The organism is Streptomyces sp. NPDC043952, from assembly GCF_056435325.1.
Window position 1 is genome coordinate 133693 of record NZ_JBWKES010000017.1, and the last position, 24959, is coordinate 158651.

A 24959-nucleotide genomic window follows, 5' to 3' on the forward strand; every position below is an offset into this window, starting at 1 on the left:
GCACACCGTGACGACCGCGACCCACCCCGCGCCGCGCAAGGCGACCCGGCCCCGCGCCGACGCCCTGCGCAACCGGGAGCGGATCGTCACCGCCGCCCGCGAGATGTTCACCGAGCACGGACCGGACGTGCCGCTGGACGAGATCGCCCGCCGGGCCGGCGTCGGCAATGCCACGCTGTACCGCAACTTCCCCGACCGCGACGCCCTCGTCCGCGAGGTCGTCTGCTCCGTGATGGACCGGACGGCCGAGGCGGCCGAAGGGGCCCTCGCAAAGACCGGGGACGCCTTCGCCGCGCTGGAGCACTTCGTGCACGCCTGCGCCGACGAGCGGATCAGCGCGCTGTGCCCGATGGTCACCAGCACCTTCGACCGCCACCACCCCGACCTGGAGGCCGCCCGCGAGCGCGTCGAGAGCCTCGTGGCCGAGGTCATGGGCCGGGCCGTGACGGCGGGTCAGCTGCGCGCGGACGTCGGGGTCGGCGATCTGATGGTCGCCGTGGCCCAGCTGAGCCGGCCCCCGGCCGGCACCGGCTGCCCGCAGGGCGACCGGTTCGTCCACCGCCACCTCCAGCTTCTCCTCGACGGCCTGCGGGCCCCCGCGCGCTCCGTGCTGCCGGGCACCGCCGTCACCGTCGGGGAACTCCGTCAGTGCGGTACGGCCGCATAGTCCGCACCGCTCCCGCCCGCCCCACCCGCTGTATCCGCCGTTCTCGTTCTCGCCGTTCTCGCCGTTCTTGTCGTCCGATTTCCTGACGCGTTCCGTTCACTGTCGTTTTCTGGTCATTTTTCCGTCACCTGGTCACGAAGCTCCGCACTCGTGAACTCCCGAAGTCCCGAAGTGGGTACCTCCATGTCCGAAGCCCTCAAGGCTCCCCGCGTCGCCGCTCCATCCGGCGACGCCAACCGCTGGAAAGCGCTCGTCTTCATCGCGCTCGCCCAGCTGATGGTCGTCCTCGACTCGACCATCGTGAACATCGCCCTGCCCTCGGCCCAGAAGGACCTCGGCATATCCGACGGCAACCGGCAGTGGGTCGTCACGGCCTACGCCCTCGCCTTCGGCGGTCTGCTGCTGTTCGGCGGCCGGATCGCCGACAAGTGGGGCCGCCGGCGCGCCTTCCTCACCGGTCTGACCGGCTTCGCGCTGGCCTCCGCGCTCGGCGGTCTCGCCGTCTCGGGCCCGATGATGTTCGGCGCCCGCGCCCTCCAGGGCGTCTTCGGCGCGCTGCTCGCGCCGGCCGCGCTGTCCCTGCTGGCCGTGATGTTCACGGACGCCAGGGAGCGCGCCAAGGCGTTCGGCATCTACGGCGCCATCGCGGGCGGCGGCGGCGCGGTCGGCCTGATCCTCGGCGGCTTCCTCACCGAGTACCTGGACTGGCGCTGGACGTTCTTCGTGAACGTGCCGTTCGCCATCGTCGCCGCGCTCGGCGCGACCCTGGTCATCCGCGAGCCGGAGGGCGGCCGCAACCGCGCCCCGCTCGACATCCCCGGCGTCCTGCTCTCCACCCTCGGCCTGGTCGCGCTGGTCTACGGCTTCACGCGCGCCGAGTCCGACGGCTGGGGTGACGCCGTGACCGTGTCGATGTTCGTGGCCTCCGCGGTGCTGCTGCTGGCGTTCGTGCTGGTCGAGTCGCGGGTCAAGGCCCCGCTGCTGCCGCTGCGCGTGGTCCGCGACCGCAACCGGGGCGGCATCTACCTCTCCCTCGGCCTCGCCATCATCGGCATGTTCGGCCTGTTCCTGTTCCTGACCTACTACCTCCAGATCGTGCAGGGGTACTCCCCGGTCAAGACCGGTTTCGCGTTCCTGCCGATGGTCGCCGGCATGATCACCGGCTCCACCCAGATCGGCGCCCGGCTGATGACGCGGGTCCGCGCCCGCCTGCTGATGGGCCCCGGCTTCCTGGTCGCGGGTCTGGGCATGCTGCTGCTGACCCGGCTGGAGATCGGTTCGTCGTACACCACCCTGCTGCTGCCCGCGATGCTGCTGCTGGGCCTCGGCATGGGTACGGCGTTCATGCCGGCCATGTCCCTGGCCACCCAGGGTGTCGAGCCGCGGGACGCCGGTGTCGCCTCCGCGATGGTCAACACCTCCCAGCAGGTGGGCGGCGCGATCGGCACGGCGCTGCTGAACACCATCGCCGCGTCCGCGAAGACGTCGTACCTCAAGGACCACATCGCCGGTGCCACCACCAGGCCGCAGCAGCAGCTGGTGGCGCTCCAGAGCATGGTGCACGGCTACAGCACGGCGATCGCCTTCGCCGTCGGCATCCTGGGCGTCGCCGCGCTGATCGCCTTCACCTTCGTCAACGCCGGCCGTCCGGGCTCCGTCCCGGTGGCCTCCGGCGCGGGCGCCGAGGAAGAGGTGCCGGTGCCGGTGGTGGCCCACTGAATCGCGTGGACCCGGTGAGTTAGCGGAGCCAGGGGAGGTCCGCGCCCTCCTCGTCCGGCTGCAGGCCCTCGGCGACGATCTGCATGATCTCGCCGAGGGCCTTCTGCTGTTCCGGGCTGAGCCGGTCGAACAGGGCCTGGCGTACGGCGGTCACATGGCCCGGCGCGGTACGGCCGAGCACGGCCGCGCCCTCCTCGGTGAGCACCGCGAACTGGCCGCGCTTGTCCGAGGGGCAGTTCTCGCGGCGTACCCAGCCGTTCTTCTCCAGCCGGGCGATGGCGTGCGAGAGGCGGGAGCGGGTGATCTTCGCCTTCATCGCCAGCTCGGTCATCCGCAGCCGGCGCTTCGGGGCCTCGGCGAGCGTGACGAGCAGCCCGTAGTAGATGTGCGGCATGCCCGCGTCGCGTTGCAGCTGCCGGTCGAGGTGGTCCTCCAGCAGGGTGGTGGCGTGCAGGTAGGCGCGCCAGACGCGCTGTTCCTCGGGGGTGAGCCAGCGGGGCGGTGCGGCGGAGTCCGGTGCCGTGTTCATGTACCCACTTTACGAAAGGTCTTTTTGAAACTTGAACTAATGGGACGTACGGTGTTTCCATAAAGCTTGAGAGTTAAAGCATCTGGTCTCGGTCTCGCCGGGACGAAAGGGAGCCGCCGTCATGTCCGTCGCCGCCGCGGAGCACGCCTCTGGGGAGCGCATGCCCGCCCTCTACCTCAGCCACGGCGCCCCGCCGCTCGCCGACGACCCGGTCTGGCCCGGCCAGCTCGCCGCCTGGGCCGCGGCGCTGCCCCGCCCGAAGGCCGTCCTCATGGTCTCCGCCCACTGGGAGGAGGCCCCGCTCGCCCTCGGCGTGACCGGGACCGTCCCGCTGGTCCACGACTTCTGGGGCTTCCCCGAGCGCTACTACCGGGTCCGGTACGACGCCCCCGGCGCGCCGGAGCTGGCCGCCTCGGTCCGCAAACTGCTGCGCGCCCCCGGCACCCCCGTCCAGGACATCCCGGACCGGGGCCTCGACCACGGCGCCTACGTTCCGCTCGTCGAGATGTACCCGGACGCCGACGTCCCCGTCCTCCAGGTCTCCATGCCCACCCTCGACCCGGTGCGGCTCATGGAAATCGGCCGCAGGCTCGCCCCGCTGCGCGACGAGGGCGTGCTGATCATCGGCTCCGGGTTCTTCACCCACAACCTCGCCGCCCTGCGGCACACCGGCGTGCCGAGCTGGTCCGCCGAGTTCGACGACTGGGGCCGGCGCGCCCTGGCGGACCGCGACTGGGACGCCCTCCTCGACTTCCGGGACAAGGCCCCGGCTGGCCGCTACGCCCACCCGCGCACCGAGCACTTCGCCCCGCTGTTCGTCACCATGGGCGCGGCGGAGGCGGGCGGCGGACTGGACGAGCGGAGATCGGTGATCGACGGGTTCTGGATGGGGCTGGCGAAGCGGTCGGTGCAGTTCGGGTAGCGGCGGGGGTTCCGGGGGTTCCGGGGGCTCCGGGGGTTCCGAGGCTTCGGTGGCTGGTGGCTGGTGGCTGGTGGCTCCGGGGCTTTCGCCTGGAGACGGCTAGGCGGGGTACACCGAGGTCTCCACGGAGGTCGCGTACGCGGGCCGCGCCCGGTGCGGGCCCGAGGTGGCGTACCCGAGGATCCGCTCGGCGCCGGTGTCCGGGACGGTCCCGGTGGCAACCATCAGGCGGTGCGGACCGTCTTGTGGGTGGGAGCGCAGCCAGGGGCGGCGCTCACACGGGGTGAGCGGGACGGTGTCGAAGGTGATGGCCGTCTCGCGCACAGAGTGGTCGTAGACCTCCGTGCGGGCATCGAGATCCCCCTCGACTCCCGGCCTGACCTGCACTCCTGCGGGCTTGGACGCCATCTCGCCTCCCATGTGGCGAGACAGGGTACTGCATGATCAGAAAAATTGAGGGGCGGGTTGGGAATTCTGTCCTGATTCCAGTCGTTGTTTCCATCGGATGCAGGGCACTCAGAGGAGGGTCCCCAGGACCACCCTCCGGAGTACCGAGCGTTCAGCAGGACCACCCGCCAGCCCACCATCGCAAGGGAGCACGCATGGCAACCCGTGCCGTCGCCCGTCGTAAGTCCGCCTCCGGGGAGTCGGACGGCTCGGCGACCAGTGTTCGCGCACATGGCGGCGAGATCGCGGACCGCGACCTGGTCGGCATGTACCTCGACGAGATAGCGCGCACGCCGCTGCTCGACGCCGCCAAGGAGGTCGAGCTGTCCCAGACCATCGAGGCGGGTGTGTTCGCGCGACAGGTTCTCGACGGATTCGAGGAGACCGCCTCGGACGCCACCCGTGAGGAACTGGAGGCCCTGGTCGCCGCGGGCGAGCGGGCCAAGGACGTCTTCATCCGCTCCAACCTCCGCCTGGTCGTCGCGGTCGCCCGGCGCTACCCGCGCAGCGGCCTGCCCCTGCTCGACCTGATCCAGGAGGGCAACGCGGGCCTGGTGCGCGCCGTCGAGAAGTTCGACTACCGCAAGGGCTTCAAGTTCTCCACGTACGCCACCTGGTGGATCCGCCAGGCCATCACCCGCTCCATCGCCGACCAGTCGCGCACCATCCGGCTCCCCGTCCACCTGGTGGAGGAGCTGGGCCGCATCCGCCGGGTGCAGCGCGAGTTCAACCGGGAGCACGGCCGCGAGCCGGAGCCCGCGGAGATCGCGGCGGAGCTGGGCTCCACGCCGGAGCGCGTCACGGACGTCCTCGACTGGGCCCGCGACCCGGTCTCGCTGAACATGTCGGTGGACGACCAGGGCGAGACCCAGTTCGGCGACCTGCTGGAGGACACCTCCGCGGTCAGCCCCGAGCAGTCCGTGATGACATTGCTGCGCAGCGAGGAACTGGACGACCTGATCGGCCGCCTGGACCAGCGCACGGCCTCCATCATCAAGATGCGCTACGGCATCGAGGACGGCCGCGAGCGCACCCTGACCGAGGTCGGCAAGGAGCACGGTCTGACCCGCGAGCGCATCCGGCAGATCGAGAAGCACGCCCTGCTGGAGCTGAAGAAGCTGGCGCGGGACACCGGGTTCGACGCGGCGGCGTAAGCCTCGCGCGAAGCCGGGAGCGGACGGGGGCGTGCAAGGGCTCGGCGCCGGCGGAACAAGGGGGCGGGGGCCGCGTACGCCGGGTGGCGAAAGACGGCGCAAACATGGCGCCCCACGGCCGCTTCAACCGCCGGGCCCGAGGGAACAACCTCTCCGGGCCCGCCGGCGGGGCCCTACGAACGCCGCACTCCCCATCCCGAGCCACCCGCAGGACCAGCCGAACCACCTCGTCACACCGGACACACCGACCCGCACCCGGCCGACCCCACGCACCCGCGGCCGATCCACGCGAGCCAGGTCCCTGCGCACATCCCCCCCGGCGCCGGGACTTCCCAGAGCCGGGCTTCGGCGCCCACCCCCCCCGGGCGCCGGAGCCCGGCTTCTTTTCCGTCACGGCCGGGCGGGCGGCCGGACCGCCGCCCCTGCCATCCGCTGTGCGCGGCCCCGACGGTGTCAGCTCCCGCCGCGGCGCTCGCGCGCGTGCAGATGGCCGTCGAGAGGAAACTCCGGCGGCGCCGCGGGTACCTCGCCCACCGGGTCGAAACGGCATTTCCGCGCCACCCGGCAGGAGGCGGGTTGTCCGACTGGTGCAGGAGTTCCAGCCGTTGGAGCCCCGCCCCGGCGAAGGCGGTGAACGCCCAGCCGGCCAGCGCCTCCAGCGCGCGGGACGCGACCCCGCGGCCACGGGCGTGCGCGGCGGTCCAGTAGCCGACCTCGGCCCGCCCGGAACTCCCCGTCGCTCCCAGGCCCTTGAGGACGACATGGCCCACCACCCGGTCACCGGCAGGCAGTTGGCGGCCGGACGAGGACGCGCCGGGTTTCTCCACCACGGCGAAGGCACACCGTTCGCCCGTCTCCCAGCCGTGCCGCTGCGCCTCGATCCACCGGCGTGCGCCCGCCTCGTCGTCCACGGCCCCGCTCGTCCAGCGCCGCAGGGCCGCGTCCCGGTACACGGCGACCAGACCGGCGGCGTCCTCGGGCCGCCAGGGGCGCAGCAGGAGGGCGGGGGCGGGGCTGGAAGAAGGGGCTGGGCGGGGTACGCGGATGACGTGCGGGCCGCCGTCACCGTCGTCCGGTACGGGGCCCATGTGCGGTCTCCTTCCGCGGGAGCGCCCCGGCGGTGCGACGCTGGAAGCGGCACGGGGGAGGCGAAGAAGGCGAGAGACGGCCCACCCCGTACCTGAACCACGGGGTGAGCCGCCGGATGGCAGATTCTGTCACACCGGCATAGCCTGCCGAAATGAGCACCACCCCCAGTCCTGCCCCCCGCTCCACCCCCGGCGCCACCCCGCAGTCACCGTCCGGCGCCGCGCCGGTGCCCTCCCTCACCGAGCGCCGGAAGGCCGAGACGCGGATGGAGATCGCCCGCGCCGCGGCCGCCCTGTTCGTCCGCCAGGGCCTGCGGGCCACCCGCGCCGAGGACATCGCCCAGCGGGCGGGCATCGCGCCGCGCACCTTCTACCGCTACTTCGCCACCAAGGAGGAGGCGGTCGCGCCCCTCTACGCCGCCGGTGCCCAGCGCTGGGCGGAGGCCGTGCGCACCGCCCCGGCCCGGCTCACGGTCCCGCAGGCCCTCGAACACGCCGTCGAGCACACCCTCACCCCCGGCGCCGGGGTCTCGGCGGCCTCCTGGGAATGGGTCCGCACCCTGATCCGGCTGACCGACACCAGCCCCGCCCTGCGCAAGGTCTGGGCCGAGGTGGGCCAGACCTCGGAGGAGGCGCTGGCGGAGATCCTGGCGAGACGGCTGGCAACGCCGGGGTGGGGAGTGGCGTGCGCGGAGGGGACGGACGGGGCTCCGGAGGGGGCGGGGCAGGTTCCGGAGGGGGCGAGTGGGGTTCCGGAGGGGGCGGGGCAGGCTCTGGAGGGGGCGAGTGGGGTTCCGGAGGGGGCGGGGCAGGCTCTGGAGGGGGCGAGTGGGGTCCCGGAGGGGGCGGCCGGGGCGCTTCCGGGTGAGCCGTCCGCGGGGGAGCCGGGAGCCGCCGACGCCGACGCCGACGTGGCGACTCCGGCCGGAACACCGCGGCCCGCCGCCCCGGAGACCGCTCGCGCCGCACGTGCCGGGGAGCCGGGGGTCACGCTCGCCGGGATGCGGGAAGCCGCCCGCGCCGAGGGTGCCGGGGGGCCGGGGGGCACCCGTGCCTCGGATGCCGGGGTATCCGGAGCCGTCGGCGATCCGCTCGCCGGGATGCGGGAAGCCGCCCGCGCCGATGGTGCCGGGGGGCCGGGGGTCACCCGCGCCTCGGCCACCGGGGTATCCGGAGCCGTCGGCGATCGGTTCGCCGGGATGCCGGGGGCCGACCGCGCCGGGGAATCCGGAGCCGCCCGCGATCCCCTCGCCGGGGGAGCCGTCGCCGACCCGCTCTCCCCGCCCGCCCCCGCGGCACCGGCCCCCGGCGCGGAGACGGCCGAGCCCGCGCTCGGGGTCCCCGTGATCACCCCCGACCTGCGCTTCGCCGCCGCCGTCGCCGGCAGTGCCGTACGCGTCGCCGTACAGTCCTGGGCCGCCACCACCTCCCCGCCCGCCGGCCCGGACGGCCCCGCGGCCCTCGCCCTGCGCAACCTCAGGGCCCTGGGCGGCTTCGACTGGACGGCGCGTACCGAGACCCCTCACCGGGGCTGAGCCCCTTCACCGGGGTTGAGCCCCCTTCACCGGGGTTGAGCCCCCTTCACCGGGGTTGAGCTGAGCCCCCTCACCGGGGCTGAGCCCCTTCACCGAGGCTTAGCCTCCTCCCGTCGAGCGGGCTCCGTGCCCCCGGCCCGGCTCAGCCGGCCCCCCAACTCCCGGACGCACGCCATCAGTTCATCCGGCGCCCGCACGGTGAACTCGTACCCCGTCAGCGCCAGCCGGACCGTCAGCCACTCCACGGGATCGCCGGTGCTGCCCGCCAGGACGCAGCCGCCCTCGCCGTCGTCCGCGAGCGCCCCGAGCGCCGCCGGGAGCCGCTCGGCGACCTCAGCCGCCGGCGCGGCGAACCGCACCTCGAACGCGTACGCCTCCTGCCACTGCCGGATCGACTGCCGCAGATACTCCGCCGCGCCGCCCGCCGGCAACTCCCGCTGCTCGAACCGGACTCCGGTGGCGAACGGCTCGCCCACCCGGTCCACCCGGAACGTGCGCCAGTCCGCGCGGTCGAGGTCGTACGCGACCAGGTACCAGCGCCGCCCCGTCGACACCAGCCGGTGCGGCTCGGTCAGCCGGCGGGAGGCGCCGCCCTCCTTGTCCCGGTAGGCGAACCGCAGCCGCTCCCGCCCCGCCACCGCGCCGGCCAGCAGGGTCAGCGTCTGTGCCGGGATGCTGGCGCCGTCCCCGACGGGCAGCGGGCTGGTCGCGGCCTGGAGGGTGGACACCCGGTGCCGCAGCCGGGCCGGCAGGACCTGCTCCAGCTTGGCGAGGGCCCGTACCGACGCCTCGTCCACCCCCGCCACCGCGTGCCCCGCGCCGGCCCGCAGCCCGACCGCGATGGCGACGGCCTCCTCGTCGTCCAGCACCAGCGGCGGCATCGCCTTGCCCGCGACCAGCCGGTACCCGCCGTCCGCGCCCCGCGTCGCCTCCACCGGATACCCCAGCTCACGCAGCCGGTCGATGTCCCGCCGCACGGTACGACGCGAGACCCCGAGCCGCTCGGCCAGCTCACCGCCGGGCCACTCACGGGGCGTCTGGAGGAGAGAGAGCAACTGGAGCAGCCGTGCCGGGGTGGCGGTCGTCATACGTACGAGGATGCCGCAGCACCAGGTCAGTACCTGACCTACTCGGGGCGGGCGTTCACCGCGCCGCCGGCGTTCGTCCCATTGGTCCGGTCGGTCCGGTTGGTTCGGTGTGTGTTGTTCACGGCACCTGCGAGATACGTCACGGTCCGGACCCGAAGCGCCCCGCCGTGGTGTGTACTGGTGGGTATGCCCGAGCATCTGTCGACTCTCCAGCTGGTCGCCGCGGTCTTCCTCACCCTGGCCGGCGTGGTCTGGGCGATCGGTGTGCTGCGACTGCTGCGCCGGTTCCGCGCACAGGCGCTCCGCGAACTCGCGGCCACCCGCCTGCCGTTCCTCCCGGCCCAGCGGACCGGCCCGCCGCGGGAGTCGGTGGAGCTGACCCCGGCCGAACAGGACGCCTTCGCCGGGCTGATACGACAGCTCGGCCACCGCTGACCGACCCGGCACGGCGCGCCCGCCCGGCGGCGGTCCCGCCGTCAGCCCTGCCGTGTCGCGCGCCGCTCCATCGCGGAACGGGCCGCGTCCTCCGACAGGTACACCTCGCACATATGGCGGCCGTCCGGCGTCGCCGTGTGCTCGACCTCCCACAGGGAGACCTCGCTGTCGTCCGGCAGCAGGAACGCGTGCTCGTACAGCACATAACTCAGCCCCGAGCGGCCCGCCCGGCCCGGACGGCCGAAGGCCTGGGTGATCTCGTGCGCCGTCGCCGTGGCCAGCAGTGCGGCCGTACGGCCGTCGGGACGGTCCGCGTTCTCCGCGCGGCGCAGCAGCCGGCGGGCGTGGTCGGCGGAGTCGCCGCAGGCGAACACATGCCGGGGGGTGGGCACCGCCCACAGCCAGGCCGGCGGGGTCAGCTCCAGCTCGGGCGCGTCCGGGGGTAAGCCGAGCCGGGAGGTGGCCGTCCGCAGCTCCTCCTCGTCCGTGTACACCTCGTGTTCCGGGGCGCCGTCCACAGTGGCGTTGTGCGCCAGCTCCCACAGCGTGACCGCCGAGCCGTCGTCCAGCAGCCAGGTGTGCCGGTACGTCTCCCGGTGCAGCCCGGCGCTGTGGTGCGCGGAGTGCAGCGAACTGTCGTACGCCAGCGCGCAGTCGAGCCGCCGGATCACCTCGTCGGGCAGCTCGAAGGAGTTCAGGGCGCGGCCGAGGAGTCGCGCGAGGTGGTCCTCGGGCGACTCGGGCGACTCGGCTGGTTCGGGCGCTGCCGTCTCGTACGGAACGCTCAAGGCATCTCCCGGCGTTGCTGCATGTCACCTTGTGGGTGCATACCGTAGCCCCTCGATCGGACGTCGTGTCCGGGAATGGGGAAAACGAACACCGGAAAAACGCGCGGGCCGCGCGAGATGTTCCCGCGCGGCCACAAAACCCGTCAAAACCCGTCGCTCAGACGGCGCTTCCGGCGGTCCAGGCGCTCCAGGACATGTTCCAGCCATTGAGGCCGTTGTCCGGGGCCACGGTGGAGTCCGGGGAGTTCTTCACGATCACCACGTCGCCGACGAGCGAGTTGTCGAAGAACCACTTCGCCGGGGTGTCGCCCTGCGCGCCCTGCACATCGGCGAGACCCACGCAGCCGTGGCTGGTGCCCTGCCGGCCGAAGGGCGGATTGCCGCGGTTGTACCAGTAGTTGCCGTGGATGAAGGTGCCCGAGGAGGTCAGGCGCATCGCGTGCGGCACGTCCGGGATGTCGTACTCCCCGCCGAAGCCGACCGTCGAGCCGTTCATCCGGGTCTGGGTGAACTTCTCGGAGATCACCATCTGCCCGTTGTACGTGGTGTGCTGCGCGCTGCCCGCGGAGATCGGCACCGTCTTGAGCGTCTGGCCGTCGCGCACCACGGTCATCGTCTGCGCCCCGGCGTCGACCGTGGAGACCTGCGAGCGGCCGACGGTGAAGGAGACGGTCTTCTTCTGCACCCCGTACAGGCCCTGGGCGCCCTGCACGTGGTCCAGGTCGATCTTCATCGTGACCTTGGAGCCGGCCTTCCAGTAGTCCTTCGGCCGGAAGTCCAGGCGGCGGTCGCCGAACCAGTGCCCGACCACCTGCTGGCCGCTGCTGGTGCCGACCGTGATGTGCGACTGCACGGCCTTCTTGTCGCTGATCGACTTGTTGAAGGTGAACGACACCGGCATGCCCACACCGACCGTGCTGCCGTTGTCCGGGGTGTAGGTGCCGATGAAGCTGTTCGCCGAACCGACCGTGCTGAAAATGGCGTTGGCCGCCGCCGGGCGCCCCTCCGAGTCCTTCGCCCGCGCGGCTATCTGGTACTTGGTGCCGAGCTCAAGGCGCTGCTTCGGCTGCCAGCTGTGACCGTCCGCGGATATCGCGCCCGGCACGGACTGCCCCGAACCCGACACGGTCATCTTCACGTCGGTCAGCGTGCCGTCGCTGACCTTCACCCCGGTCGCGTTGACGGACGCGTCCGTCGCGCCGTCCTTCGCCGAGATCGCTATCTTCGCCGTCGAGGTCTTCGGGGTGTCCTTGCCGCCGCCCTTGTTCGAGGCGTTGGCGTCGCCGCCGCAGGCGGTCAGGGTGAGGGCGCCGACCATCAGGGCGGCACAGGCCACCAGTGTGCGCCGCGCTGCAATGTCCGGCCTTGTCACGGGCTGCTCCAGGTTCGTGTGGTGTGCGTGGTCCGTTCCGCTGCGCCGAGAAAGAGTGCGCAAACAGTCCCTCAGGTTCCTCCCAAGTCCTGGTAAGGCCATGACGTGACACAACCGCGACAATCGGCACCCGGCGCGGACCCGGCTTCCCTACTGCTGCCCGTACAACTCCCCGTACGACGGCCACACTCCGCCCGGTCCGTCGACCGGCTCGGCCGCGCGTACCGCCCGGACGATCGCCCGCGTCACCAGGTCCGCGCCCGCCGCGAGCAGCTCGTTGAGGGCGAGCGGGTGGGCGGCGAGCGGACGGGCGCCGGTGGCCAGCGCGAACACCGTGTCGCCGTCGTGCAGCAGATGGACCGGGCGGACGGCACGGGCGATGCCGTCGTGCGCGGTGCCGGCCAGCTTCTGCGCCTGGGCCTTGGTCAGGTCGGCGTCGGTGGCGACGACCGCGAGCGTCGTGTTCAGCGGCGGCGGTGTACGACCCGCGCCGGTCTCCTCCAGGCGGCGCAGCGCGGCCTCGTGCACCCGCTCGTCCGGGTGGTCCACCCGCCCGTCGTACAACTCCCCGTACAGCACCCCCGTCCGCTCATCCAGCACCGATCCCGCCGCGTTCGCGACCACCAGGGCGGCGACCGTGATCCCCGACGCGAGGACCGTGCTCGCACTGCCCACGCCGCCCTTGAGCCGGCCGGTCGCCGCGCCGGTGCCGGCGCCCACGCAGCCCTGCGGCACCGGGGCGCCCTCGGCGGTCGCGGCGGCCGCCTCCACCGCGGTGCGGCCCGTCGCGGCGTCCGGGCGGGCCCGGAAGTCACCGCCGCGCCCCAGATCGAAGACGCACGCCGCGGGGACCACCGGCACGACATGCGCCGGGTCGGGCCCCACCCGCACGCCCCGCCCCCGCTCCTCCAGCCAGGCCATCACCCCGGACGCCGCGTCGAGCCCGTAGGCGCTGCCCCCGGTGAGCACGATCGCGTCGACCCGCTGGACCACATTGCGGGGATCGAGCGCGTCGGTCTCCTTGGTGCCGGGCCCGCCCCCGCGCACGTCCACGGCGGCCACGGCCCCGCCCTCGGGTGCCAGCACGACGGTGGTCCCGGTGAGCCGGCCCTCCCCGGTCCGGGTGGCGTGTCCGACCCGGATCCCGGCGACATCTGTCAGCGCGTCAACTGTCATGGCCGCCAGTCTGCCGGAGCCCCTTCCACGGACAGAGGGTTCAGCCGGGCGCCAGGGGGTTCAGCCGGGCCTGCCGGAGGGTTCAGCCGACCGCCGGGGGGTCAGTCGGCCTGCCCGGAGGGTTCGACCGGCCCGCCGGGGTTCAGCCTGCGTGCCGGAGGGTTCGACCGACTCACCGGAGGTTCAGCCGGCCGGTGCCGCGGCGCTCGCCGTGCGCTCCCTTCGGACCATGCGGGCCGTCAGGGTCACCCCGGTCGCCACCGCCGCCGCGCACACCAGGCCCGCCGCGAGCACCGACCAGCCGCCCAGGAAGGTGCAGCACAGCACCAGCAGGGCGGCGACCGGCAGCACCAGCTGCTGGGCGATGCCGACCTTGAAGTGCCGTGCGTGCAGGGCCCAGACGGTCAGCAGAAACAGCGCCGTCGGCAGGGTCACCGCCGCCGAGGCGGCCGCCGTGGAGATGTGCGCCGAGCCGACCGCCTCCTCCACGGCCACCTCCAGGCCCGCGCCGATCGCCGCGGCCGAGGAGAAGATCAGATAGTGGCCGTATCCCCACTGGAAGGCCTGCCCGTTGGAGCGCAGATGGCCGTGGATGGGCACCACGAAGTAGATCCACCAGGCGGAGAAGACGATCAGGAGCCCGCCCGCCGCGATCGGCAGCAGCTCGCCCAGCGCGGAGTGCTCGTCCACGGCCGACTTCACGGCGACCGTGGCCGAGGCGATCGTCTCGCCGAGCACGATGATCGTGAACAGTCCGTACCGCTCGGCGATGTGGTGCGGATGCCACGAGGTCTCGTAGTCCCGCTCGGCGAACAGCGGCACGCACATCTCCGCGATCGCCATCACCAGGAACAGCCAGGGCCGTGCCGCCTGCGGCAGCACCACCAGCCCGGCCCAGCCGACCTGGCACAGCAGCACCCCGCCCGCGTAGCGCAGCGCGGCTCTGCGTTCCGTGCCCTCGGCGGTGCGCGCGGCTCTCAGCCACTGGGAGGCCATGGCTACGCGCATGATCACATAGCCGAGCCAGACCAGCGTGAAGTCGTGCCGCTCGAAGGCGCGGGAGACACCGGCGGCCAGCACCAGGACGCCGGCGATCTGCACCAGGGTGACGACCCGGTAGAGCACGTCGTCGTTGTCGTACGCCGAGGCGAACCAGGAGAAGTTCATCCAGGCCCACCAGATGGCGAAGAACACCATCGCGTAGTTGAGGACTCCGGTGCCGGGGTGGCCCGCGGAGACGGCGTGCACCAGTTGCACGCCCGCCTGGGAGACCGCCACGACGAAACACAGGTCGAAGAGGAGCTCCAGCGGGGAGGAGACCCGGTGGGCCTCGTCGCGCCCGCGCGCGGTGAGGCGTCGCACGGGGCCGGAGGGGTGCGATGCGCCCGGAGCAGCGGGCGCCGGGACGGAACTGGGCGTCATGCCTCTCAGCACAGCAGAAAACCGGGCGGGAGGCTTGCGCGGGCGCTCACCGGCGGCCGGGGTTCCACCAGGACGGGGGCCGTACCCTGGACACATGAGCGACGCCCCCGCACCCGAGCCGCGTGCCCCGAAGCCCGCACTGGTCTTCGACGATCCGCTGGACCAGCAGTCCTCGGACGACACCGACCGCGGCTGGGGCGAGCGGCCGGACGGCGACAGCGCCGCCGACCTGAAGCGCTTCCTCGACGAGAAGCCGCCCCACCACCTCTGACGCGCTAGTGGTCGTCGTGCCCGGTGCCGCGCTGGGCGACCAGGGCGTCGCGGATCTCCTTGAGCACCTCCAGCTCGGACACCTCGACGACCTCCTTCGTGCCCTCCCGCGCCGCCTTGCGGGCCGCCTGCCGGGCCAGGTACTTCGACATCGGCAGGACCATCAGGAAGTACACCACCGTGGCGGTGATCAGGAAGGACAGCGCGGCGCCGAGGACCGAACCCCACATCAGCTGGATGCCGTGCGTCCCGTGGCACGAGGGACTCAGACAGGTGCTGTAGTTGTCGAGGTTCTGCGTACCGATCGCGCCGACCAGCGGGTTGATGATCCCCTTCACCAGCGCGTTGACGATGTTCGTGAAGGCGGCGCCGATGACGACCGCCACTGCCAGGTCGATGACATTGCCGCGCATCAGGAAGGCCTTGAAGCCTTGCAGGACGCTCGGTTCCTTCTTCGCGCTCACCTCGGGGACGCTCCTCGCATGCACAAGTCGTGGAACAAAACGCTCCGCAACCTACGGCACCGTTCCGCCATACTGTCCAATCCGGTCCCCCGAAGGAGGGACTTGACAGCGCGCCGCCGGTAAAAAGTCCGACACGGTTCAGCACAGCGTCACCGCCAGCCGAGTTGTGGCACTCGCGCCGACGAGTCCCGGTGCCAGAGCACGCGGCACCGCCAGCACGACCAGCGCACCGCTCTCGGCCCCGCCGTCGGCCGGCTCCGGCACCCGTGTCACCCGCACTCCGCGCGCGAGCACCCGGACACCGCCCCCGGCCGACGGATCCTGCGCGGCGATCACGTCGACCCGGTCGCCGGGGCGCAGCAGCCGGACCGTGGCCGCGTCGGCGATCCGCACCGGCGCCGCGACCGGGCCCGCCGGACGGGGTGGGCGCGGGGGAGTCGCGGGCGGGTGTCCCCGTGCGGACCGGGCGGGGCGCGGTGCCGCCTCGGGGCGGTGTGCTTGCGCCGAGGGTCCCGGACCTGCCGCGACCAGCGCGGCCGCGGTCACCGCGAGGCCGGCCGCCACCGCCCGGCCCCGGTGCCGTACGAGCCGCTGCATCCGGTACCGCCCGCCGCGCACCCGCACCGGAGGGAACGGCGGCACCTCGCAGGTCGCGGGCGCGTCCGTGCCCAGGGGGAGGGGCAGGCGCAGGGGAGGGGGGAACGCGGCGCGGGGGACGGGCGCGGAGGGCGAAGAGGGGGAGGAGAGGGAGGGGAGGGAGGGGAAGGGGAGAGGCATCGGGGTCACCGCCTGTGACGAGGGCCATCGGCTTGCGCTGCCCACGATGACGCCTCGCGCCGGATCCCGCCGGAGCCGGTGGACCACCACCCGGTTGTGGATAACTCGCCCACCCGAACGGGTAATTCCGCTCCGCTCGCGGCGACTTGTCCACAGCCTCCCGCCGCCCCGTCAGCCTTGACCGCCCCCCGGGGCCCGTCAGCCTCCGCCGCTCCATCAGCCTCCGCTGGGCCCGTGGGCCCGTGGGACTGTCGGCTCCCCGCCGCTCCGTCAGCCTGCGCCGCCCCCGCTCGCCGTCGGCCTCCGCCGTCCCGTGGACCCGTCGGCCCCCCGCCCCGTCAGCGTTTGCGCCGCCCCGTCGGCCTCCCGCCTCCCCGCCCTCTCGCTACGGCAGCTCGAAGCCCGGATCCATTCCGCCGAGCGCGTTCACGCACAGGCAGTCCCGCTCCGCGGTGACCGGCAGCGCGGCCACCGCGTCGAAGAGGACCCCGCGCAGCCGTGCCACATTGGCCGCGAACACCTGGAGGACCTCCTCATGGGAGACGCCCTCGCCGGTCTCGGCGCCCGCGTCGAGGTCGGTGACCAGGGTCAGGGAGGTGTAGCACAGCTCCAGTTCGCGGGCGAGCGCCGCCTCGGGGTGGCCGGTCATGCCCACGACCGACCAGCCCTGCGCCTGGTGCCACAGCGACTCGGCGCGCGTGGAGAAGCGCGGCCCCTCGACCACGACCAGCGTGCCGCCGTCCACCGGCTCCCAGTCCCGGCCGCGGGCTGCCTTCAGCGCGACGGCCCGTCCGGTGGGGCAGTAGGGGTCGGCCAGGGACACGTGCACGACGTTCGGCACGGTGCCGTCGGGCAGCGGCAGCCCGTCGAAGTAGGACTGGGCGCGGGACTTCGTACGGTCCACGAACTGGTCCGGCACCAGCAGCGTGCCGGGGCCGTACTCGGCGCGCAGGCCGCCCACCGCGCAGGGGCCGAGGACCTGCCGGACGCCGACGGAACGCAGCGCCCACAGATTGGCGCGGTAGTTGATGCGGTGCGGCGGCAGATGGTGGCCGCGGCCGTGCCGGGGCAGGAAGGCGACCCGCCGGCCGGCGATCTCGCCGAGGAACAGGGAGTCGCTGGGCGGCCCGTAGGGGGTGTCCACTTGCACCTCGGTCACATCGTCGAGGAACGAGTAGAAGCCCGAGCCGCCGATTACGCCGATCTCTGCGTTCGCCATGGCCAAGACATTAGCTGGCCGTGATGCCGCGCAGGAGACCCTGCCGGAGAACGCCGAAGGCCCCGCCGTCACAGGACGGCGGGGCGGGCGTCACAGGGGGTGGGGCGTACGGCCTCAGGCGGCGGACGTGCCGGCCGAGCTCGACGTGGACGCCGAGGACGGCTTCGAGTCGGACGAGGCCGAGGACGAGCCGGACGCCGACGAGCCGGACGACTTCGTCGCCGGGCTGCTGCTCGACGTGGAGCCGCGGGAATCGTTGCGGTAGAAGCCGGAGCCCTTGAAGACAATGCCGACCGCGGAGAACACCTTCTTCAGGCGCCCGTTGCAGCTGGGGCACTCGGTCAGGGCATCGTCGGTGAACTTCTGCACCGCCTCGAGGCCCTCGCCGCACTCGGTGCACTGGTACTGGTAGGTCGGCACTGTCTTCCTCCTGGCACTCTCACTCATTGAGTGCTAACGACGATCCATAGTGACGTATTCCGGGGAATCAGTCCACCGTCACCGGCTCGCGGTGACCGACGCCACGTGCCACCGTCTGCGTCTCCCGGCGCGCGACCAGCGCGGATCGCAGCGCCACCAGGGTCAGCAGGGCGAGCACCGTGCCGCCCATCGGCACCAGGAATCCGGAGCCGTCCCACAGCCGGTCCTCCAGCTGCCCCGCGATGGTGACCGCGGCCGCCTGGCCGAGCGCGACCGCGCCGGTCAGCCAGGTGAACGCCTCGGTGCGGGCACGGGCCGGGACCAGGGCCTCGACCAGCGTGTAGCCGGTGATCAGCGAGGGCGCGATGCACATGCCGACCAGCAGGCCGAGCGCGGCGAGCAGCAGCACCGAGTGCGCCGTCCACAGCGCGGAGGCGGCCAGCGCGAGCGCCGTGTAGCCGACGAGCAGGCGCCGCTGGGGCGCCGTCTTCCAGACGATCGCGCCGCAGACGATCCCGGACAGCATGTTACCGGCGGCGAAAACGCCGTACAGGACGCCGTTCAGGCCGGGTTCGCCGATGGACTCGGTGAACGCGGCCAGGGAGACCTGCATGCCGCCGAAGACCGAGCCGATGCCGAGGAAGGTCACGATCAGCACCCGCACACCGGGGACCCGGAGCGCGGAGCCGTGCTCCACGCGCGCGGGCCCGCCCTTGGCCGTCACCGGCGGCTGCGTGCTCTTCTGCGCGGCGAACAGCAAACCACCCACGAGGGTGAGCCCCGCCTCGGTGAGCAGACCGGCCGCCGGGGTGACGGCGGTGCACAGGGCGGTCGCGAGCAGCGGGCCGAAGACGAAGGTCAGCTCGTCCGTGACCGACTCGAACGCGGCCGCGGTGCCCATCAGGGGCGAGCCCTGGAGCTTGACGCCCCAGCGTGCCCGCACCATGGGACCGACCTGCGGCACCGAGGCGCCGGTCGGCACGGCCGCCAGGAACAGCACCCACAGCGGGGCGTGCGCCAGCGCGAGCGCGGTCAGGGACAGACCGGACAGGGTGTGCACCAGGACGCCGGGCAGCAGCACGGCGCGCTGGCCGTAGCGGTCGGCCAGCCGCCCGCTGTAGGGCGCGAACAGCGCCATGGAGACGCCGGTTACGGCCGCGGCGGCGCCGGCGGCGCCGTACGAGCCGGTGGTGTGCTGCACCAGCAGCACGATGGACAGGGTGAGCATCGCGAACGGCTGCCGTGCCGCGAAGCCGGGGAGCAGGAACGTCCAGGCGCCGCGGGTGCGCAGCAGCGGTCCGTATCCCGGGCGGGAGGACGCCGTCGAGGTCTTCGCCGATTCGTCGCTGACCGTGGATCCCACGGCCCGTGCCTTTCTGCCGCCTGGTAGCGCGCGTCCCCTGTGGGGTCCGGGCGCCGAGAGCTGTCCTCTTGCGCGGACTGCGGTAGATACCGGCGCCCACGGCAAGGTGGGGGGCGTCACGGCCGCCATACGGTCGCGCCAGCTCTGCGTCAGGCAGAGTTGGTTCGATCAGGGTGCCCCTTCATCGTACAGGGGCCACCCCCGCGCGGGCTGTGAAAACGAGCACCACCGGGCCGGTCGCCTGGGATTCAGCGGCGCGTGCGCCAGGTGTGAACCGCGTGAAACCCGCTCTTAACGCGAGCCCCCTTAACGCCCGGCTCCTTGACGCCGACCCTCCCTAACGCGAGCTCCCGGACCGCGCGCCACCGCCGGACCGCGCGCCACCGGACTTCGCGCCCTCGGATTTCGCACCCCCGGACTTCGCGCCCCCCGGCCCCGGCCGGGAACCCCCCGCCCGAGCGCCTCCCGGCCGCGCGCCCCCGTCGCCCTCCGCCCCGTCCGTGCCCAGCCAGCTCGCCAGCTTGCCGCCGTGGGCGACCGCGCGCAGCCGCGCCTCCGCCGCGTCGCGGACCGGGTCGGTGGCGACCACCAGGAGTTCGTCGCCGCGCCGCAGCACCGTGCTGGGCATCGGCACGAACGACTTGCCCTCGCGCACGACGAGCGTCACGGCGGACCCGGACGGCAGCCGCAGCTCGGCGATCTCGACGCCGTGCATCCGCGACTCCTCCGGGATGGTCAGGGACAGCAGATGCCCGCGCAGCCGCTCCAGGGGCGCCGATTCGATGCCGAGGTCGGCCGCCTCGCCCTGCTCGCCCAGGCGCAGCGTGCGCGCCAGCCAGGGCAGCGTCGGCCCCTGGACGAGGGTGTAGACGACGACCAGGACGAAGACGATGTTGAAGATCCGCCGGCTGCCGTCGACGCCGTTCACCATGGGGATCGTCGCCAGGATGATGGGGACGGCGCCGCGCAGCCCCGCCCAGGACATCAGGGTCTGCTCCTGCCAGGGCACCCGGAACGGCGTCAGGCTGCACACCACGCTGAGCGGACGGGCCACCATGGTCAGCACCAGGCCGATGACCAGGGCGGGCACGATGTCGTCGCCCAGTTCGTGCGGGGTGACCAGGAGGCCGAGCAGGACGAACATGCCGATCTGGGCGATCCAGCCGAGCCCCTCGGCGAAGCCGCGGGTGGCCGGCCAGTGCGGGAGCCTCGCGTTGCCGAGCACCATGGAGGCCAGATAGACGGCGAGGAAACCGCTGCCGTGGCCCAGGGCGCCGGCCGCGTACGCCGAGATGGCGATGGCGAGGACGGCGATCGGGTAGAGGCCGGAGGCGGGCAGCGCGACGTGCTTGAGTCCCCAGGAGCCGACGAGGCCCACCGCGAGGCCCACGGCCGCGCCGATCGCCAGCTCCAGGGCTATCTCGCCGAGCAATATGTACCAGTGCTCGACCGGTCCTGCCGTGGAGAAGGCGACGACCAGGATGACGACCGGGGCGTCGTTGAACCCCGATTCCGCCTCCAGGGTGCCCGTCACGCGTGCGGGCAAGGGGATCCTGCGCAGCACGGAGAAGACCGCCGCCGCGTCCGTCGAGGACACCACCGCGCCGATGATGAGCGCCTGCCGCCACTCCAGCCCGACCAGATAGTGCGCGCCCGCCGCGGTGACCCCGACGCTGACCGCGACGCCCGCGGTGGCGAGGACGGCGGCGGAGGACAGGACCGGCCGGACCTCTTTCCACTTGGTGCCGAGTCCGCCCTCGGCGAGGATCACGACCAGGGCCGCGTAGCCCATGACCTGCGTCACGGCGACACTGTCGAAGTGGATGTGGCCCAGGCCGTCCTGGCCCATGACGACGCCGATCCCCAGGTAGACGAGCAGGCTGGGGAGCCCGCTGCGCGAGGAGATCCGCACGGCCGCCACGGCGACCAGCAGGACGAGGGAGCAGACGAGCAGAAGCTGGTTGAGGTGGTGAACAGTCAGCGGCGGTTCCCTTCCTTGGTCCGGGCGCGGGGCGCGCGGACGCGCGAACACAAGATCCGAGGCTGCGGCGCACCGCATCCAGTACTTCGTTACCTTACCTAACTCTTGACGCTTTCTTGACGTTAGAGGGAAAAGATCGAACGCTCGTGCGTGCCGGTTCCCGACTCCGCGTCAAGGCGCACAGGGTCCTGCGCCTATGGTTGCTCCAGCGCTCATTCAAAGTCATGGCCCGACCTGCCGCTCGCGTTAGGACAGCAAGGACAGCGATGCCCCCGAACACCACCGCCACAACGGGTGACACCGCCACCACCGGTGCCGCGCCCGCCAAGTCAGGCAGGAAGAAGGGGCGCAAAGCCCGACTGCTCGTGCTGCTGCTGGTCCTGGCCGTCATCGCGGGCATCGCCTACGGCGGGTACTGGTCGGTCAGCGCCGTGCGCGCCTCCCTCCCGCAGACCACGGGGTCGATCACGCTCGACGGGCTGTCGGGCCCGGTCGACGTCAAGCGGGACGGCAACGGCATCCCGCAGATCTACGCGTCCTCCGACGAGGACCTGTTCATGGCGCAGGGCTACGTCCAGGCGCAGGACCGGTTCTACGAGATGGACGTGCGCCGGCACATGACGGCGGGGCGCCTGTCCGAGATGTTCGGCAAGAGCCAGGTCAAGAACGACGAGTTCCTGCGCACCCTCGGCTGGGACCGGGTCGCCAAGCAGGAGTACGACACCAAGCTGTCGGCCTCCGCCAAGCGCTACCTGGACGCCTACTCCAAGGGCGTCAACGCCTACCTGAAGGGCAAGAGCGGCAAGGACATCTCCCTGGAGTACGCCGCCCTCAACCTGACCAACGACTACAAGCCCGAGCAGTGGACCCCGGTCGACTCGATCTCCTGGCTGAAGGCGATGGCCTGGGACCTGCGCGGCAACATGCAGGACGAGATCGACCGCGCCCTGATGACGAGCCGGCTCGGCCCGCAGCAGATCAAGGACCTGTACCCGGAGTACCCGTACAGCCGTAACAAGCCGATCGTGCAGGAGGGTCAGTACGACGCGCTGACCAAGAGCTTCGAGCAGAGCGCCGCCGCGGGCACGCCCGTGGGGACGGGCTCGACCGGCACGGGCACGGGCACCGGCGCCGGCACGACGGGGGCCACGGGCACGACGGGCGCCACAGGCGGCGCCACGGGCTCGTCTGCGGGCGGGACGGACGCCACCGGCTCCGGAACCTCGGGCGCCTCCGGTTCGGGCCTCACGAGCCAACTGGGCGGCCTCTACAGCTCCCTGGACGACCTCCCGACCGCCGTCGGCGTGAACGGCCAGGGCATCGGCTCCAACTCCTGGGTCGTCGGCGGCCAGCACACCATCACCGGCAAGCCGCTGCTCGCCAACGACCCGCACCTGGAGGCGTCCCTACCGGGCGTCTGGTACCAGATGGGCCTGCACTGCCGGACCATCTCGGCCAAGTGCCAGTACGACGTCACCGGTTACACGTTTGCCGGGATGCCCGGTGTGATCATCGGCCACAACGCCGACATCGCCTGGGGCATGACCAACTCCGGGGTCGACGTCAGCGACCTCTACCTGGAGAAGGTCACCGCCGGCGGCTACCTGTACGACGGCAAGGTGCGGCCTTTCAAGACCCGCCAGGAGACCATCAAGGTCGCCGGCGGCGCCTCGAAGACGATCGTCGTGCGCGAGACCCAGGACGGGATGCCGCTCCTGTCCGACCGCGACGACGAACTGGTCGAGGTCGGCAAGAAGGCCACGGTCAACGCCGCCGCCCCGGACCGCGGTGACGGCTACGGCATCGCCCTCAAGTGGACCGCGCTCGACCCGGGCACCTCCATGGACGCCGTCTTCGCGCTCGACAAGGCGGCCGACTGGAAGGACTTCCGCGCCGCGGCCGCCAAGTTCGACGTGCCCTCGCAGAACCTGGTCTACGCCGACACCCGCGACAACATCGGCTACACCCTGCCGGGCAAGATCCCGACGCGCTCCGCCGCGGACGACGGCTCCATCCCGGCGCCCGGCTGGGACCCCAAGTACCGCTGGACCGGCTACATCCAGCAGGACGAGCTGCCGTACGAGTACAACCCCAAGCGCGGCTACATCGTCACCGCCAACCAGGCCGTGGTCGACAAGGACAAGTACCCGTACACCCTGACCACCGACTGGGGCTACGGCACCCGCAGTCAGCGGATCACCGACCTGATCGAGTCCAAGATCAAGGGCGGCGGCAAGATCTCCACCGACGACATGCGGCAGATGCAGCTGGACGACAGCAGCGAGATCGCCAAGCTCATGGTGCCGAAGCTGCTGAAGATCAACCTGTCCGACAAGAACGTGCGCGACGCGCAGAAGCTGCTGGAGGGCTGGGACTACACCCAGGACTCCGACTCCGCGGCCGCCGCGTACTTCAACGCCGTCTGGCGCAACGTCCTCAAGCTCGCCTTCGGCAACAAGCTCCCCAAGGAGCTGCGTGTCAAGGGCCAGTGCCTGTGGGTCGACAAGATCGACAGCACCGGCCCGGTGGACGACGACAACACCAAGGTGCGCGAGTGCGGCATGCGCGCCGCCGACCAGGCGCAGCCGGACGGCGGCGACCGCTGGTTCGAGGTCGTGCGCAACCTGATGAACAAGCCGGACAGCGACTGGTGGAAGACGCCCAAGCAGGGCACCCGCCCGGCGGCGAACAACATGGACCAGCTGTTCGCGCGCGCCATGATCGACGCCCGCTGGGAGCTGACCGCCAAGCTCGGCAAGGACATCGACACCTGGAGCTGGGGCCGGCTGCACCGCCTGTTCCTGAAGAACCAGACGCTCGGCACCGACGGCCCCAAGGCGCTCCAGTACCTGCTCAACCGCGGCCCCTGGAAGCTCAACGGCGGTGAGGCAGCCGTGGACGCGACCGGCTGGAACGCCGCGGGCGGCTACAACGTGGTCTGGGTGCCGTCGATGCGGATGGTCGTCAACCTCGCCGACCTCGACAAGTCCAAGTGGATCAACCTGACCGGCGCCTCCGGGCATGCGTTCAGCGCGCACTACACGGACCAGACGGACAAGTGGGCCAAGGGCGAGCTGCTGCCCTGGGCGTACTCGTCCAAGGCGGTCGACAAGAGCACGAGCGACACACTCGTCCTCAAGCCGTAGCCGCCGCACCCCCGGACGGAACGGCCCGACACGCGCGCGTGTCGGGCCGTTCCGCGTATGCCGTTCCGCGTACCGGGGCCGCCTCAGACGAAGCGGCGCACCCCGGACGGCGTCACCACCGCGTGCACCGGCCGGTCGTGCTCCTCCACGGGGACCCGCGCGACGACCTCCGTGTCGTAGAGCAGCACCACCAGGCGGGGCCGTACGCCCGCGCGCTCCAGGCGGGCCAGCACACGGTCGTACGAGCCGCCGCCGCGCCCCAGCCGCATCCCGCGCGCGTCCACCGCGAGACCGGGCAGCAGGACCACGTCCGCGCCCGTCACGGCGTCCGGGCCGAGCCGGGCGCCCGAGGGTTCGAGGAGGGCCATCCTGGAGCCGTGCCGTACCTCCCTCAGGGAGCCGGGCCCGGTGTACTCGCCCCAGTCCAGGTCGTTGTCGGGCAGCAGCGCGGGGAGCAGGACGCGGGTGCCCCGCGCGCGCAGGGCGTCCAGGAGCGCGCCGGTGCCGGGTTCGGTGCCGACGGAGACGTACGCCGCGACCGTGCGCGCCGCCGCCAGCTCGGGCAGCTCCAGGGCGCGCGCGGCGAGCGCCCGGCCCGCCGCCCGTACGTCATCGTCCGGCAGCCCGTTCCTCACCGCGAGGAGGCCTCGCCGCAACGTCCTCTTGTCAGGCTCGTCCACGCGTCCGTCCTGTTCCACGGGTCGTACCGCACCCTTTCCGTCTGCCGTTCACGGCGCCGATGCCGTCCGGGTCGTCGTCAAAGGGCCGGCCAAGCGCAGCCCCAGGTCATACCAAGGGACGCCGGTTAAGGTGTCGGGCATGACTCAGGCGCACCCCAGGATCAGCAAGGCTGTCATTCCGGCGGCGGGTCTTGGTACCCGGTTCCTGCCGGCGACCAAGGCGACTCCCAAGGAGATGCTTCCGGTCGTCGACAAGCCCGCGATCCAGTACGTGGTCGAGGAGGCCGTGTCCGCGGG

At 72.3% G+C, this 24959-nt stretch carries 21 protein-coding genes and 3 pseudogenes; 9 read left to right on the forward strand and 15 right to left on the reverse strand.

All coding sequences use genetic code 11. The annotated features are described in order from the left end of the window. The first annotated feature begins 7 nt into the window (after positions 1-7). A complete protein-coding gene (locus tag AC069R_RS20855) occupies positions 8-667 on the forward strand; it encodes a TetR/AcrR family transcriptional regulator (RefSeq protein ID WP_478768311.1) in 660 nt (219 codons plus the stop codon). Positions 668-850: 183 nt separating this feature from the next. Continuing rightward, positions 851-2386, forward strand: coding sequence for an MFS transporter (locus tag AC069R_RS20860; RefSeq protein WP_397985485.1), 1536 nt, complete (start codon positions 851-853; stop codon positions 2384-2386). Positions 2387-2405: 19 nt separating this feature from the next. Here the strand turns inward: AC069R_RS20860 and AC069R_RS20865 are convergent, their stop codons facing one another. Then, entirely contained in the window at positions 2406-2915 is a 510-nt protein-coding gene (locus tag AC069R_RS20865; RefSeq protein WP_478768312.1) for a MarR family winged helix-turn-helix transcriptional regulator, read from the reverse strand. A 121-nt stretch (positions 2916-3036) separates the two neighbouring features. Here AC069R_RS20865 and AC069R_RS20870 point away from each other — a divergent pair, with 121 nt between their 5' ends. Continuing rightward, complete coding sequence (locus AC069R_RS20870; protein ID WP_478768313.1) at positions 3037-3837, forward strand: dioxygenase family protein; 801 nt, start codon at positions 3037-3039, stop codon at positions 3835-3837. Positions 3838-3939: 102 nt separating this feature from the next. Here AC069R_RS20870 and AC069R_RS20875 read toward each other — a convergent pair. Beyond that, a pseudogene (locus AC069R_RS20875) lies at positions 3940-4245 on the reverse strand (N-acetyltransferase family protein); the annotation flags it as partial. Positions 4246-4439: 194 nt separating this feature from the next. On the opposite strand from AC069R_RS20875, the gene AC069R_RS20880 reads away from it, so the two are divergent. Then, the gene (locus AC069R_RS20880; RefSeq protein WP_478768314.1) at positions 4440-5438 is read left to right on the forward strand and encodes a sigma-70 family RNA polymerase sigma factor; all 999 of its coding nucleotides are present in this window, start codon (positions 4440-4442) and stop codon (positions 5436-5438) included. A gap of 453 nt (positions 5439-5891) precedes the next feature. Here AC069R_RS20880 and AC069R_RS20885 read toward each other — a convergent pair. Then, positions 5892-6526, reverse strand: a pseudogene (locus AC069R_RS20885) (GNAT family N-acetyltransferase). A 266-nt stretch (positions 6527-6792) separates the two neighbouring features. Between AC069R_RS20885 and AC069R_RS20890 the strand changes: the two are divergent. Then, a pseudogene (locus AC069R_RS20890) lies at positions 6793-7191 on the forward strand (TetR/AcrR family transcriptional regulator); the annotation flags it as partial. Between the two features lie 959 nt (positions 7192-8150). Here the strand turns inward: AC069R_RS20890 and AC069R_RS20895 are convergent. Further along, positions 8151-9149 carry a helix-turn-helix transcriptional regulator gene (locus AC069R_RS20895; RefSeq protein ID WP_478768315.1) on the reverse strand — a complete coding sequence of 333 codons (999 nt, stop codon included), beginning with the start codon at positions 9147-9149 and terminating at the stop codon, positions 8151-8153. Positions 9150-9335: 186 nt separating this feature from the next. On the opposite strand from AC069R_RS20895, the gene AC069R_RS20900 reads away from it, so the two are divergent. Next, entirely contained in the window at positions 9336-9584 is a 249-nt protein-coding gene (locus AC069R_RS20900; RefSeq protein WP_478768316.1) for a hypothetical protein, read from the forward strand. Positions 9585-9625: 41 nt separating this feature from the next. On the opposite strand, the gene AC069R_RS20905 is transcribed toward AC069R_RS20900, so the two are convergent. The 4 genes from AC069R_RS20905 to AC069R_RS20920 all read right to left on the reverse strand — a co-directional run bounded on the left by AC069R_RS20905 (position 9626) and on the right by AC069R_RS20920 (position 14342). After that, positions 9626-10372, reverse strand: a complete 747-nt coding sequence (locus tag AC069R_RS20905; protein ID WP_478768317.1) for a DUF6227 family protein — start codon at positions 10370-10372, stop codon at positions 9626-9628. A 157-nt stretch (positions 10373-10529) separates the two neighbouring features. Beyond that, positions 10530-11744: a L,D-transpeptidase gene (locus AC069R_RS20910; RefSeq protein ID WP_478768318.1), complete on the reverse strand. Its 1215-nt coding sequence runs from the start codon at positions 11742-11744 to the stop codon at positions 10530-10532. A 150-nt stretch (positions 11745-11894) separates the two neighbouring features. Continuing rightward, positions 11895-12920, reverse strand: a complete 1026-nt coding sequence (locus AC069R_RS20915) for a P1 family peptidase (RefSeq protein WP_478768319.1) — start codon at positions 12918-12920, stop codon at positions 11895-11897. Positions 12921-13103: 183 nt separating this feature from the next. After that, positions 13104-14342: a low temperature requirement protein A gene (locus AC069R_RS20920; RefSeq protein WP_478768320.1), complete on the reverse strand. Its 1239-nt coding sequence runs from the start codon at positions 14340-14342 to the stop codon at positions 13104-13106. Positions 14343-14436: 94 nt separating this feature from the next. Here AC069R_RS20920 and AC069R_RS20925 point away from each other — a divergent pair, with 94 nt between their 5' ends. Beyond that, entirely contained in the window at positions 14437-14613 is a 177-nt protein-coding gene (locus tag AC069R_RS20925; RefSeq protein WP_478768321.1) for a hypothetical protein, read from the forward strand. A 4-nt stretch (positions 14614-14617) separates the two neighbouring features. Here AC069R_RS20925 and mscL read toward each other — a convergent pair whose 3' ends face one another. From mscL to AC069R_RS20955, 6 genes are all read right to left on the reverse strand, one after another. Then, entirely contained in the window at positions 14618-15076 is a 459-nt protein-coding gene (gene mscL, locus AC069R_RS20930; RefSeq protein ID WP_397985497.1) for a large conductance mechanosensitive channel protein MscL, read from the reverse strand. Between the two features lie 138 nt (positions 15077-15214). Further along, positions 15215-15853 (reverse strand): hypothetical protein, encoded by a 639-nt coding sequence (locus AC069R_RS20935; RefSeq protein WP_478768322.1) that lies wholly within the window; start codon positions 15851-15853, stop codon positions 15215-15217. 385 nt (positions 15854-16238) lie between these two features. After that, complete coding sequence (locus tag AC069R_RS20940) at positions 16239-17072, reverse strand: S-methyl-5'-thioadenosine phosphorylase (RefSeq protein ID WP_478768323.1); 834 nt, start codon at positions 17070-17072, stop codon at positions 16239-16241. A gap of 114 nt (positions 17073-17186) precedes the next feature. After that, positions 17187-17492, reverse strand: a complete 306-nt coding sequence (locus tag AC069R_RS20945; RefSeq protein ID WP_478768324.1) for an FmdB family zinc ribbon protein — start codon at positions 17490-17492, stop codon at positions 17187-17189. Positions 17493-17559: 67 nt separating this feature from the next. Then, entirely contained in the window at positions 17560-18855 is a 1296-nt protein-coding gene (locus AC069R_RS20950; RefSeq protein ID WP_478768325.1) for an MFS transporter, read from the reverse strand. 337 nt (positions 18856-19192) lie between these two features. Beyond that, positions 19193-20836 carry a potassium/proton antiporter gene (locus AC069R_RS20955; RefSeq protein ID WP_478768331.1) on the reverse strand — a complete coding sequence of 548 codons (1644 nt, stop codon included), beginning with the start codon at positions 20834-20836 and terminating at the stop codon, positions 19193-19195. 266 nt (positions 20837-21102) lie between these two features. Here AC069R_RS20955 and AC069R_RS20960 point away from each other — a divergent pair, with 266 nt between their 5' ends. Beyond that, positions 21103-23982 (forward strand): penicillin acylase family protein, encoded by a 2880-nt coding sequence (locus tag AC069R_RS20960; protein ID WP_478768326.1) that lies wholly within the window; start codon positions 21103-21105, stop codon positions 23980-23982. A gap of 83 nt (positions 23983-24065) precedes the next feature. Here the strand turns inward: AC069R_RS20960 and AC069R_RS20965 are convergent, their stop codons facing one another. Further along, positions 24066-24662: a 5-formyltetrahydrofolate cyclo-ligase gene (locus AC069R_RS20965; protein WP_478768327.1), complete on the reverse strand. Its 597-nt coding sequence runs from the start codon at positions 24660-24662 to the stop codon at positions 24066-24068. Between the two features lie 139 nt (positions 24663-24801). On the opposite strand from AC069R_RS20965, the gene AC069R_RS20970 reads away from it, so the two are divergent. Next, positions 24802-24959, forward strand: a 158-nt coding sequence (locus AC069R_RS20970; RefSeq protein WP_478768332.1) for a sugar phosphate nucleotidyltransferase, incomplete at its 3' end; no start/stop codon positions are given.

What these genes read in the sequence shown, in the direction of transcription:
- AC069R_RS20900 (WP_478768316.1), top strand. Translation starts at nt 9,336, where the DNA reads ATGCCCGAGCATCTGTCGACTCTCCAGCTGGTCGCCGCGGTCTTCCTC.
- AC069R_RS20880 (WP_478768314.1), top strand. Translation starts at nt 4,440, where the DNA reads ATGGCAACCCGTGCCGTCGCCCGTCGTAAGTCCGCCTCCGGGGAGTCG.
- AC069R_RS20865 (WP_478768312.1), bottom strand. Translation starts at nt 2,915, where the DNA reads ATGAACACGGCACCGGACTCCGCCGCACCGCCCCGCTGGCTCACCCCC.
- AC069R_RS20960 (WP_478768326.1), top strand. Translation starts at nt 21,103, where the DNA reads ATGCCCCCGAACACCACCGCCACAACGGGTGACACCGCCACCACCGGT.
- AC069R_RS20925 (WP_478768321.1), top strand. Translation starts at nt 14,437, where the DNA reads ATGAGCGACGCCCCCGCACCCGAGCCGCGTGCCCCGAAGCCCGCACTG.
- AC069R_RS20870 (WP_478768313.1), top strand. Translation starts at nt 3,037, where the DNA reads ATGTCCGTCGCCGCCGCGGAGCACGCCTCTGGGGAGCGCATGCCCGCC.
- AC069R_RS20935 (WP_478768322.1), bottom strand. Translation starts at nt 15,853, where the DNA reads ATGCCTCTCCCCTTCCCCTCCCTCCCCTCCCTCTCCTCCCCCTCTTCG.
- AC069R_RS20940 (WP_478768323.1), bottom strand. Translation starts at nt 17,072, where the DNA reads ATGGCGAACGCAGAGATCGGCGTAATCGGCGGCTCGGGCTTCTACTCG.
- AC069R_RS20895 (WP_478768315.1), bottom strand. Translation starts at nt 9,149, where the DNA reads ATGACGACCGCCACCCCGGCACGGCTGCTCCAGTTGCTCTCTCTCCTC.
- AC069R_RS20915 (WP_478768319.1), bottom strand. Translation starts at nt 12,920, where the DNA reads ATGACAGTTGACGCGCTGACAGATGTCGCCGGGATCCGGGTCGGACAC.
- AC069R_RS20920 (WP_478768320.1), bottom strand. Translation starts at nt 14,342, where the DNA reads ATGACGCCCAGTTCCGTCCCGGCGCCCGCTGCTCCGGGCGCATCGCAC.
- AC069R_RS20860 (WP_397985485.1), top strand. Translation starts at nt 851, where the DNA reads ATGTCCGAAGCCCTCAAGGCTCCCCGCGTCGCCGCTCCATCCGGCGAC.